This window comes from uncultured Amaricoccus sp. (genome assembly GCF_937891315.1).
Taxonomy (GTDB): domain Bacteria; phylum Pseudomonadota; class Alphaproteobacteria; order Rhodobacterales; family Rhodobacteraceae; genus Amaricoccus.
Window position 1 is genome coordinate 1 of sequence record NZ_CALAGI010000059.1, and the last position, 9702, is coordinate 9702.

Consider the following 9702-nt stretch of genomic DNA (forward strand, 5'->3'; position numbering starts at 1 on the left):
TCGTCACCATCGCCGCTATCGTACTCTGGATACGGTAAGTGTCCACAGATCCTAGCCCCCGGATCTCCTTCGAGATCACCAGCAGCATGTAGGTCCGCAGCACCCGGTTCATCCGCGCCTGATAGCCGTGGCCGAGGCTCTGGTACCAGCGCACCAGATCGGCGTCGAAGGCCGCCGTGACCCGCGCCTTCTTCGCCCGCACCGGCACCTCGCGCTCGATGCGGTACCATTCCTCGGGCACATGCGCCTCGCGCAGCTTGCGCTGGCGGCTCCATTCCTCGAGCTCGTGCAATTCGCGGACGGCGCGGGCATAGGCGCGCTCCTCGAGCTTGGTGCGTTTGCGGTCATTGGTCATCGCGGGCAATCCGGTCCGGTGAAAACCGCCATCCTGCCACATCCGCGTTAACCATCCGCGAAGCCGCGAAAATCATGCGCATGCGTCGCACATGCTTCGCACATGCGATGCGCATGAAGATTTCCGAGCGATCCGAACGGGTTAATCCCCCGCCGCCCTAACTTCCGCGATAGGTCGAATAACTGTACGGCGCCAGCAGCAGCGGCACATGATAATGCGCCTCCAGATCGGCGATGCCGAAGCGGATCGGGATCCGGTCGAGAAACCGCGGGCTTTCCCCCGGCGCGCCGCTGGCGTCGAGATAGTCCCCGGCGTGGAACAGCAACTCCCAGACGCCCGCCGCCATCCGGCCCTTGCCGATCACCGGCGCATCGGTGCGGCCGTCGGCGTTGGTCACCACCGAATGTGTCAGCGACCGCGATTCCCCCTCGATCCGGTAGAGATCGATGCGCATCCCCGCCGCCGGGCAGCCCCGGGCCGCGTCCAGCACATGGGTCGTCAGATATCCCGCCGTTTCGCTCATCGGTCCTCCGGTCGCTTTCCTGTCCTTGCCTCCCGGCGCGGCCGCGCACCAGCCGGGAGCCACCGGAATTCTTTCAAGAAGATTTTGAAAGGCAAGGCGATTCATCTCCCCTAGAGTGAAGTGAGGGCCGCGCCGGCGAAGGCGGAGCGGCGAGTCAGGAGGGACGTGCGGTTGTCGCGATATCCGAGGAACACCCAGGGCTACGGCGGCGAGCCGCCCGCCGCCGACTGGCCCGGCGGCGCCAACATCGCCGTGCAATTCGTGCTGAACTACGAGGAGGGCGGCGAGAACTGCCTGTTGCACGGCGACGCCGGCTCCGAGGCCTTCCTCAGCGAGATACCGGGCGCCCAACCCTGGCCGGGCAAGCGGCACTGGAACATGGAATCGGTCTATGAATATGGCGCGCGCGCCGGCTTCTGGCGGCTGCGCGACCTGTTCGTCGGGCGCGGCGTGCCGCTGACGGTGTATGGCGTGGCCAGCGCGCTGGCGCGCTCGCCGGTGCAACTCGCCGCGATGAAGGACGCGGGCTGGGAGATCGCGAGCCACGGGTTGAAATGGATCGACTACCGCGACTACGACCGCGCCGCCGAGGCCGCCGACATGGCCGAGGCGATCCGCCTGCATACCGAGGTGGTCGGCGAGGCGCCGCGCGGCTGGTACACCGGGCGGACCTCGATCAACACCGTCGATCTCGCCTCCGAGGCAGGGATTTTCGACTATATATCGGATACTTATGACGACGACCTGCCCTATTGGCGGGAACATGACGGGCGCCAGCAGCTGATCGTGCCCTATTCGCTCGAGACCAACGACATGCGCTTCTCGGCCGGGACGTTCTCGACCGGAGAGGATTTCTATCTCTATCTCAAGGACAGCTTCGACATGCTCCTTGCCGAGGGCGCGGCGGGGCGGCCGAAGATGTTCTCGGTCGGACTGCATTGCCGGCTGGTCGGCCGGCCGGGCCGCGCCGCCGGGCTCGCGCGATTCATTGATTATGTACTCGGACATGACAAGGTCTGGATCGCGAAGCGGATCGACATCGCCCGGCACTGGCGCGCACGGCATCCGGCCCCGGCGCAGGCCCCGCGGCCGACGACCCTGCCGCGAGACGCGTTCGTCGCGCGCTATGGCGGCGTTTTCGAGCATTCGCCCTGGATCGCCGAACGCGCCTGGGAACTGGAACTCGGGCCCGCGCATGACACGGCGGTCGGCCTGCACAACGCGCTGGCGCGGATGTTCCGCTCGGCCAGCGAGGCGGAGCGGTTGGGCGTGCTGACCGCGCATCCCGATCTTGCCGGCAAACTGGCGGCGGCGAACCGGCTGACGCCGGAATCAACGGCGGAACAGGCGGGCGCGGGACTCGATTCGCTGACCGACGCGGAACGGGCGACCTTCACCGAGCTCAACGACGCCTATGTCGCGCGCTTCGGCTTCCCCTTCATCATCGCGGTGCGGGGGCTCGGCAAGTCGGATATCCTGGCGGCGTTCCGCCATCGCATCCGCAACGACCGCGCGACCGAGTTCGCCACCGCCTGCGCCCAGGTGGAACGTATCGCGCTCCTGCGATTGAAGGAAATGCTGCCATGAAGGACGCGTCCGTGACCGACATGCCCGTGAAGGACACCCCCTCGAAGTCGCTGCCGCGCTATTGGGCGCCTTGGGGCGGCCTTCCCGGTCAGCACGAACTGCTGTCCGGCCGCGCCGTCTTCACCGAGGCCTATGCCTTCATCCCGCGCGGGGTGATGACCGATATCGTGACCAGCGCGCTGCCTTTCTGGGAGGGGAGCCGCGCCTGGATCATCGCCCGGCCGATGTCCGGCTTCTCCGAGACCTTCTCGCAATACATCATGGAGGTGTTGCCCGGCGGCGGCAGCGACCGGCCGGAGCTCGACCCCGGGGCGGAGGGCTGCCTCTTCGTCCTGCAGGGCGGCCTGACACTGACCCTGGCGGGCGGGACGCACGAGATGGAGCCCGGCGGCTTCGCCTTCATCCCGCCGGGCGTGGTCTGGACGGTCCGCAACACCGGCGCCGAGCCGGCGCGGTTCCACTGGATCCGCAAGGCCTACGAGCCGGTGGAGGGCCTCGGCCTGCCCGACCCGATCATCGGCAACGAGCGGGCGATCAAGAACACGCCGATGCCCGACACCGAGGGCCGCTGGACGACCACCCGGTTCTTCGATCACGACGACATGCGCATGGACATGCATGTGACCATCGTCAATCTGCACCCGGGCGCCGAGATCCCGTTCACCGAGACCCACGTGATGGAGCACGGCCTCTACGTCCTGGAGGGCAAGGGCATCTACAAGCTCAACCGCGACTGGGTGGAGGTCGAGGCGGGCGATTTCATGTGGCTGCGCGCCTTCTGCCCGCAGGGCTGCTACGCTGGCGGCCCGGGGCGCTTCCGCTACCTGCTTTACAAGGACGTGAACCGCCATCCGCGGCTGGCCGGCCGCGGCATGCTGGCCGGACGATGAACCTCGCGCGCGACCTCGTCGTCGAGCCGCTGACCGCCGAGGCGTTCCGACCGTTCGGCGACGTCATCGAGGCGCGGGGGACGCCGAGTTTTCAGATCAATGGCGGAATGTGCGACCGGTTTCACGATCTCGCCCGCGTCGAGCTGGCGGGGACGGCGCCGCGTCTCGGGATCAGCGTCGGCTACGGGCGGCCCTATCCGCTGCCGCTCGACCTCACCCTGGTGGAGCGGCATCCCTATGGCAGCCAGGCCTTCGTGCCGATGACCGAGGATCCGTTCCTCGTGATCGTCGCGCCGGATGAAGGTGGCGTGCCGGGACGGCCCCGGGCGTTCCTGACGACGCCGGGGCAGGGGGTGAACTACCTGCGCGCCGTCTGGCATGGTGTGCTGACCCCGCTCGGGCGCGCGGCGCCGTTCCTGATCATCGACCGGGTCGCGGGCGCGGAGGTCAATCTGGAAGAATATGTCTATTCCGCCCCGTGGCGAATAACGGGCTTCGAATAGCGGCGGTCTGAAGAAAAGGCCCCTCTCCCCTCAGACCGCGCTTTCGACACCGAAAGTCTCGGATAGACTTACGAGCCAGACACGTACAACTTGACCAAGTACAACCAACCGAGAACCTGCCGACCACTCATGTACAGGCGCCGCGATATCGGCTCCCCCGCTCCCGGCATCGGCGTGCCAGGGTCGGATATTCATAGGCGCGGACCTTGTCACCATCGCGACACCCCGGATAATATATCGCGCCTGCGAAATGTCCAGAGGTCATTCGCAATGGCGATAAAAATGCTGCGGCGCGGCAACGACGGATTCGAGGATCGGGAGACGCGCTTTCGGATCAGCTTCCGAACCGGATCGCACCGCGCCGCGTCTCGTCCACCGGCTGGGTCAGGATCGCCGCCCGACAGGCGCGCTACCCGACCGGGCGGGTCGCCTCCATCGACGGCCGCGCGGCGAAGCGGGCCTCCCAGACGGCCAGCGCCGGTCGTCCGGCGCGCCAGTTCCGGTCGGCGAAGCGGAAATCGAGATAGCCAAGCGCGCAGCCAACCGCGATCTGGCCGCAGTCGAGCGGGGCGGCGAGGTGCGACATCCAGCGGCCCTCGAGTGCGTCGAGCGCATGGGCGACCTTGGACCATTGCCCCTCGACCCACGGCGCGAACCGGAATTCTTCCGGGCGCAGGCGGGTTTCATAGAGAGCGAGCACCGCCGCCTCGGCGATGCCGTGGCCCGTCGCCTCCAGTGTCAGCGTCTCCCAGAGCCGCGGCGCCGGCGGATACAGCCCACCCCCCGCGAGATCGACGAGGTAGCGACAGATCACCCGGCTGTCATAGAGCGCCGGACCGTCGGGGCGTTCCAGCGTCGGGATCTTGCCGAGCGGGTTGCGATTGACCGGATTGGTCCCGGGATCGAGCGGCGTGCCGCCCGACGGCACCAGCGCCACCTTGTCGATCAGTCCGGTCTCATGCAGCGTGACCGTCACCATCCGCACGAAGGGCGAGGTTGGTGAATGGTAGAGGCGGAGCATCATTCCACCCGGCGCACGCGCAGCCTTCCGACGCCCGCGGCCTCGAGCTCGATGCCGGGACCGCCCGGCCGCAGCCTGAATACCCGCCGCACCCGGCCGTCGCCATGCAACCCGCTCTCGGCCTCCGCCCGGTGTGGTTTGGCGCGAATGCCCTCCGGCAGGTCGTCGAGCACGGCGTCATGCGCCGGGTCCTTCGGATGGGACGCCCGGTTCCGCGCGGCGATCAGCGCCAGCGCCGCCACCGTGCCATAGCGCACGGCCATCCAGGCGAGGGGGGTGAGGGCGATCGGGGCGGGCATGCGGACGTGTCCTCCGGCGGCGGGTTCCTGCCGCGATGATATAGTCAGGAATCCGCCCGCGCAAAGCCTCGCTTCGTCGAACACTTCCGAGCGTGGCAATCCGGCGTCGATGCCTCAGACCGCCTCGGCCAGCAGCTGGCCGGCTTCATGCCCGACGATACGGGCGGTCACGATACTGCCCGGCGCGGCCGGGGTGGCGAGGCGGGTGGGGGCGAAGCCTTCGGTCCGGCCGATATCGGGCCGCTCCATCAGCAACTTCGCCGGCCGGCCGCGCATCTCGGCCAGATGCGCCACGACCCGCTCCGCGCCGGCCGCGCGGAGACGCGCGGCGCGCTCCCGCGCCACGGCGCCATCGACCTGCGGCATCCGCGCCGCCGGCGTGCCGGCGCGCGCGCTGTAGGGAAAGACATGCAGCCAGGTGAGGCCACATTCCTCGACCAGCCGCAGCGAATTCTGAAACATCGCCTCGGTCTCGGTCGGAAAGCCGGCGATGATGTCGGCGCCGAACACGATCTCCGGCCGCGCCGCCCGCGCCTCGCGGCAAAAGGCGATGGCATCGGCGCGCAGATGTCGCCGCTTCATCCGCTTCAGGATCAGGTCGTCGCCGGCCTGCAGCGACAGATGCAGATGCGGCATCAGCCGCGGTTCGGTGGCGATCGTCTCCATCAGCCGGGGATCCGCCTCGATCGAGTCGATCGAGCTGATCCTGAGCCGCGGCAGGTCGGGCACCCGGCGCAGGACCTCGGCCACCAGGTCGCCGAGCCGCGGCGCGCCCTCGAGATCGGCGCCCCAGCTCGTCAGATCGACGCCGGTCAGCACCACTTCGTTGAAGCCCTTGTCGACCAGTCGCGCGATCTGCTCGACCACGGTCGCCGCCGGCACGCTGCGCGAATTGCCCCGGCCATAGGGGATCACGCAGAAGGTACAGCGATGGTCGCAGCCGTTCTGCACCTGCACATAGGCCCGCGCCCGAGTGCCGAGCCCATCGACGATCGGCGCGGCGGTGCGCCGCTCGGCCATGATGTCGCCGACCTCGACCCGCGCCGCCTGCCCGGCGGCGAGTCGGTCCCAGACCTCGGGCCGCAGCTTCTCGCCGTTGCCGAGCACCTGATCGACCTCCTCCATGCCGGCGAAGCGGCCGGGCTCGGTCTGGGCGGCGCAGCCGGTGACGACGATCCGCGCCTCGGGATTGTCGCGGCGGAGCTTGCGGATCCGCTGGCGCGCCTGACGCACCGCCTCGGCGGTGACGGCGCAGGTATTGACGACGACGAGCCCCTCCTCGATCCCCGCGCCGCGCGCGAGGTCGCGCATCGCCTCGGTCTCGTAGGCATTGAGCCGACAGCCAAGCGTGGCGAAGACCGGGGGCTTGGCGGGCGCGTTCATCGCACCCTCGCCCCGTTCGAGCCGGCACCGTCCACGCCCATGAAATCGGCGGAAAGCCGGCCCTCGAACACCAGCGCGGTCGGGCCGGTCATCCAGACCCCGTCCGCGCGCCAGTCGATCAGCAGGTCGCCGCCGTCGAGGCGGACCGTCACCGCGCGCTCGGTCAGGCCGCGCCGCGCCGTTACCACCGCCGCCGCGCAGGCGCCGGAGCCGCAGGCCTGAGTGATCATCCCGCCGCGCTCCCAGACCCGCATGCGGATGGTGCCCCGATCGATCACATGCACGAACTCGACATTGGTGCGTTGGGGAAAAAGCGGGTCATGCTCGACGCGGGGCCCGACCTCGGCCAGATCCACCGCCTCGGCGTCCGCCACCACGAAGACGCAATGCGGATTGCCCATGCCGACCGCGCCGGGTCGCCCCGGCAGCGGGATCTCGTCGAGCTCCATCTGGCGCGACAGCGGCACGCCGTCCCAGGTCAGCCGGGGCTGACCCATGTTGACGCGGGTCAGGCCGTTCCCGGCATCCTCGGCCCGCAGCACCCCGCGTCCGGTGCGCAGATCGAGGCCGTCCGTGCCCGCCTCGGCCATCAGCAGCCGCGCGACGCAGCGGGTGGCATTGCCGCAGGCGTCGGCCGGCGTGCCGTCGGCGTTCCAGAAATCGACCGACGCGGCGACGCTCCGCCCCTCGACCACGCCGCCGTCGCGGATCACCGCGAGTTGGTCGAAGCCGACCCCGCGATTGCGGTTGCCGATCGCGCGGGCCAGCGCCGGGGATACCGGGTCGCCCGCGCCGCGCGCGTCGATGACCACGAAGTCGTTGCCGAGCCCGTGCATCTTCAGGAACCGGAGGCCGGCCCCGCCATCGCCCCGCGTCGGTCGAGAGTCCCCTGACTGTTGAGAATCGTGCGCCATTCGCGCTATATATGCGAACGGCGCGGCGCGGACCACATTGGACGCGCCGGTTTAGAATCCTGCTTGACCGCGCTGCGAACGGCTCCTAAACGTCCCCGCAGCCTAAGGGCCCGTAGCTCAGTCGGTAGAGCAACTGACTTTTAATCAGTGGGTCGTGGGTTCGAATCCCGCCGGGCTCACCAGGCTGGACGGTTGTTGTTGGGGCTCGTAGCTCAGCGGTAGAGCAGTTGACTCTTAATCAATTGGCCGAGAGTTCGAATCTCTCCGAGCCCACCACAACATCCAGCGAAACTCCGATCCAGCAGGTAGCGCCAAGATAGTGGCGCGACTTCGGTGGGTTAGCCGGATGCCTCTCCGGCTGAGACCAGTTTTCCGCGGCTTTCGGTCAGTTCCCGGGCCTGTCCGCGCAAGGCGCGACCGGCGCCTCAGGCGAAATCCAAGATAATCCGGATGCTGGCAAACGGACCCGCTTGCGAGGCGACGCCGGCTCGATGAGCTCACACGAGCCCCGCGAACCTCGCAGTCTCAAGACCTGGATGAATCACGCGAGGCGGGTCAGGCGAGGGCGGCGGCCTGCGCGTCCCAGAGCAAAGGCAGATCGCCCATGCGCTTCAATCGGGTCGCGGTCAGCGCGGCGGGCTGAGTTCCGTCGAGAATGCTCTCGACGAGCGTTGGCGCGAGAAACGCGAGCTGGATCACGCGCGAGACGTCGCCGGGATCGATGCCATGCCTGGCGCGTCGGGGCTGCTCCGCTCGGCCGAAGCGCCCGCCAGGACCAGCCGAAGCGCCTTGCCCCGGCGCTTGACGGCGATCGGTTGATCGAGGTTCAGGTGCGTGATGCCCGCGAGGCCGTCGGCGCCATCGATGGTCCTTTCCGCGCCGAGGTCGATCTCGGCGCGCAGCCGATGCTCCCCGAGATCGATGCGTCGGGTGACGCGGCGCAGCGTGGCGCGGCCCGAGGCGGTCCCGGGCGCGCGCAGGTCGGCCGCGATCCCGCGCAGCGCGGCGATGGCGCGCGCGCCCAGCGATGGGTCACCATCGCCATGCCCGAGCGCCGCGCTGACAAACGCCGGATCCTCGATCCGGGCGACGACGGCGCGCGCGAGCACTGCCTCGATCTCCGCGGCCGGGATGCGCCATCCCTTGGCTCCGGCGCCGACGGTCTTCTCGATGAGGTCGCGCGAGACGTAGTAGCGATAGCGGCGCTTGCCATTGTTGGCGTGGCTCGGGCGCATCGGATTTCCATCGGGATCGAACAGCCGCCCGGCCAGCGGACTGGTGATATCGCCGGTCGGCTGGTCCGAGCGGGTGACGCGGTTCGCCGTCAGCCGCGTCTGGACCTGGTCCCAGAGCGCCGTCTCGACAATGGCCGGAGGCTGTCCGGCATACACCTGATCCTTGTGCCGGACGCGGCCGATCACCAGCGGATTGGTCAGCAGCGCGTAGAGATTGCCCCGGGAGAACACCGCCCCGCCCGAGCGCTTGCCGTCGGCACTGACCCGGACGGGCGAGCGCTGCCCGCCGCGCTCCAGCTCGACCTGGAGCTTCGGCACCGTGCCGAGGGCAAGGTAGCGCTCGAAGAGCGCGCGCACCCGCGCCGCTTCCTCGGGACGCGGCACCAGCTTGCGCGCTTCGACGCGGTAGCCGAAGGGCACCGCGCCGCCCATCCACATGCCTTTCTTCTTGGAGGCGGCGATCTTGTCCCGGATGCGCTCGGCCGTGACCTCGCGCTCGAACTGCGCGAAGCTGAGCAGGATGTTCAGGGTCAGCCGGCCCATGGATGTCGTCGTGTTGAAGGACTGCGTGACCGAGACGAAGGTCACGCGCGAGGATCTCTTCAAGGAAGAGGAAGACGACAAGACGGCCGCCTGATTGCGATAGGTTGGCATTAAGGATGAACGGCAAATCCGGCCGGGCGGCGGCTTTCCGTCGCTAGGCCTGCGGTTCCGAATCAGCTTGAACTGGCGTGTGGTAGGGGAGCAATGATCCGGGCTTGCCGCCGGTGATTTGACCCATATCTGTGCGACAGCCTCACTTGGCATCAGTCTTTCCCAGCATCACTCAAGGTGACCCATGCGCGATCCCGTTGAAACCTACATGAACCTCGTGCCGATGGTCGTCGAGCAGACCAATCGCGGCGAACGCGCCTACGACATTTTCTCGCGACTGCTGAAAGAGCGCATCATCTTTCTTACCGGTCCGGTAGAGGACGGCATGTCGACGCTGG

Annotated in this window: 12 protein-coding genes and 2 tRNA genes; 6 read left to right on the forward strand and 8 right to left on the reverse strand. The window is 68.4% G+C overall.

Annotated features, from left to right (window positions below; genetic code table 11):
- Both Q0480_RS05085 and uraH read right to left on the reverse strand, forming a co-directional pair.
- Positions 1-355: BrnA antitoxin family protein (locus tag Q0480_RS05085; RefSeq protein ID WP_299131274.1), on the reverse strand; the 355-nt coding region annotated here is incomplete at its 3' end.
- Between the two features lie 157 nt (positions 356-512).
- A complete protein-coding gene (gene uraH, locus Q0480_RS05090) occupies positions 513-878 on the reverse strand; it encodes a hydroxyisourate hydrolase (RefSeq protein WP_299131275.1) in 366 nt (121 codons plus the stop codon).
- 171 nt (positions 879-1049) lie between these two features.
- Between uraH and puuE the strand changes: the two genes are divergently transcribed.
- Genes puuE through Q0480_RS05105 form a run of 3 tightly spaced genes read left to right on the forward strand, consistent with a single transcriptional unit; the run spans position 1050 to position 3858 of the window.
- Entirely contained in the window at positions 1050-2465 is a 1416-nt protein-coding gene (gene puuE, locus Q0480_RS05095) for an allantoinase PuuE (RefSeq protein ID WP_299131276.1), read from the forward strand.
- Entirely contained in the window at positions 2462-3355 is an 894-nt protein-coding gene (locus tag Q0480_RS05100; RefSeq protein WP_299131277.1) for a bifunctional allantoicase/(S)-ureidoglycine aminohydrolase, read from the forward strand. The genes puuE and Q0480_RS05100 overlap by 4 nt, the downstream gene beginning before the upstream one ends.
- Entirely contained in the window at positions 3352-3858 is a 507-nt protein-coding gene (locus Q0480_RS05105; protein ID WP_299131278.1) for an ureidoglycolate lyase, read from the forward strand. Before Q0480_RS05100 ends, Q0480_RS05105 begins: the two co-directional genes overlap by 4 nt.
- A 409-nt stretch (positions 3859-4267) precedes the next feature.
- On the opposite strand, the gene Q0480_RS05110 is transcribed toward Q0480_RS05105, so the two are convergent.
- The 4 genes from Q0480_RS05110 to dapF all read right to left on the reverse strand — a co-directional run bounded on the left by Q0480_RS05110 (position 4268) and on the right by dapF (position 7397).
- Entirely contained in the window at positions 4268-4882 is a 615-nt protein-coding gene (locus Q0480_RS05110) for a glutathione S-transferase (RefSeq protein ID WP_299131279.1), read from the reverse strand.
- A complete protein-coding gene (locus Q0480_RS05115; protein ID WP_299131280.1) occupies positions 4879-5178 on the reverse strand; it encodes a hypothetical protein in 300 nt (99 codons plus the stop codon). The genes Q0480_RS05110 and Q0480_RS05115 overlap by 4 nt, the downstream gene beginning before the upstream one ends.
- A gap of 114 nt (positions 5179-5292) precedes the next feature.
- Positions 5293-6561, reverse strand: a complete 1269-nt coding sequence (mtaB, locus tag Q0480_RS05120; RefSeq protein ID WP_299131281.1) for a tRNA (N(6)-L-threonylcarbamoyladenosine(37)-C(2))-methylthiotransferase MtaB — start codon at positions 6559-6561, stop codon at positions 5293-5295.
- Entirely contained in the window at positions 6558-7397 is an 840-nt protein-coding gene (dapF, locus tag Q0480_RS05125; protein WP_299131282.1) for a diaminopimelate epimerase, read from the reverse strand. The genes mtaB and dapF overlap by 4 nt, the downstream gene beginning before the upstream one ends.
- Before the next feature lie 184 nt (positions 7398-7581).
- Here dapF and Q0480_RS05130 point away from each other — a divergent pair.
- Both Q0480_RS05130 and Q0480_RS05135 read left to right on the forward strand, forming a co-directional pair.
- Positions 7582-7657: transfer RNA gene (locus Q0480_RS05130), tRNA-Lys, on the forward strand.
- Positions 7658-7676: 19 nt separating this feature from the next.
- A tRNA-Lys gene (locus Q0480_RS05135) sits at positions 7677-7751 on the forward strand.
- A gap of 279 nt (positions 7752-8030) precedes the next feature.
- Here the strand turns inward: Q0480_RS05135 and Q0480_RS05140 are convergent.
- Both Q0480_RS05140 and Q0480_RS05145 read right to left on the reverse strand, forming a co-directional pair.
- Positions 8031-8174 (reverse strand): hypothetical protein, encoded by a 144-nt coding sequence (locus tag Q0480_RS05140; RefSeq protein WP_299131283.1) that lies wholly within the window; start codon positions 8172-8174, stop codon positions 8031-8033.
- The gene (locus tag Q0480_RS05145) at positions 8171-9517 is read right to left on the reverse strand and encodes a recombinase family protein (protein WP_366940820.1); all 1347 of its coding nucleotides are present in this window, start codon (positions 9515-9517) and stop codon (positions 8171-8173) included. The genes Q0480_RS05140 and Q0480_RS05145 overlap by 4 nt, the downstream gene beginning before the upstream one ends.
- A gap of 31 nt (positions 9518-9548) precedes the next feature.
- Here Q0480_RS05145 and Q0480_RS05150 point away from each other — a divergent pair.
- On the forward strand, positions 9549-9702 hold a 154-nt coding region (locus Q0480_RS05150), incomplete at its 3' end, for an ATP-dependent Clp protease proteolytic subunit (RefSeq protein WP_299131285.1).

What these genes read in the sequence shown, in the direction of transcription:
- Q0480_RS05100 (WP_299131277.1), top strand. Translation starts at nt 2,462, where the DNA reads ATGAAGGACGCGTCCGTGACCGACATGCCCGTGAAGGACACCCCCTCG.
- dapF (WP_299131282.1), bottom strand. Translation starts at nt 7,397, where the DNA reads ATGCACGGGCTCGGCAACGACTTCGTGGTCATCGACGCGCGCGGCGCG.
- uraH (WP_299131275.1), bottom strand. Translation starts at nt 878, where the DNA reads ATGAGCGAAACGGCGGGATATCTGACGACCCATGTGCTGGACGCGGCC.
- Q0480_RS05110 (WP_299131279.1), bottom strand. Translation starts at nt 4,882, where the DNA reads ATGATGCTCCGCCTCTACCATTCACCAACCTCGCCCTTCGTGCGGATG.
- Q0480_RS05115 (WP_299131280.1), bottom strand. Translation starts at nt 5,178, where the DNA reads ATGCCCGCCCCGATCGCCCTCACCCCCCTCGCCTGGATGGCCGTGCGC.
- mtaB (WP_299131281.1), bottom strand. Translation starts at nt 6,561, where the DNA reads ATGAACGCGCCCGCCAAGCCCCCGGTCTTCGCCACGCTTGGCTGTCGG.
- Q0480_RS05145 (WP_366940820.1), bottom strand. Translation starts at nt 9,517, where the DNA reads ATGCCAAGTGAGGCTGTCGCACAGATATGGGTCAAATCACCGGCGGCA.
- Q0480_RS05105 (WP_299131278.1), top strand. Translation starts at nt 3,352, where the DNA reads ATGAACCTCGCGCGCGACCTCGTCGTCGAGCCGCTGACCGCCGAGGCG.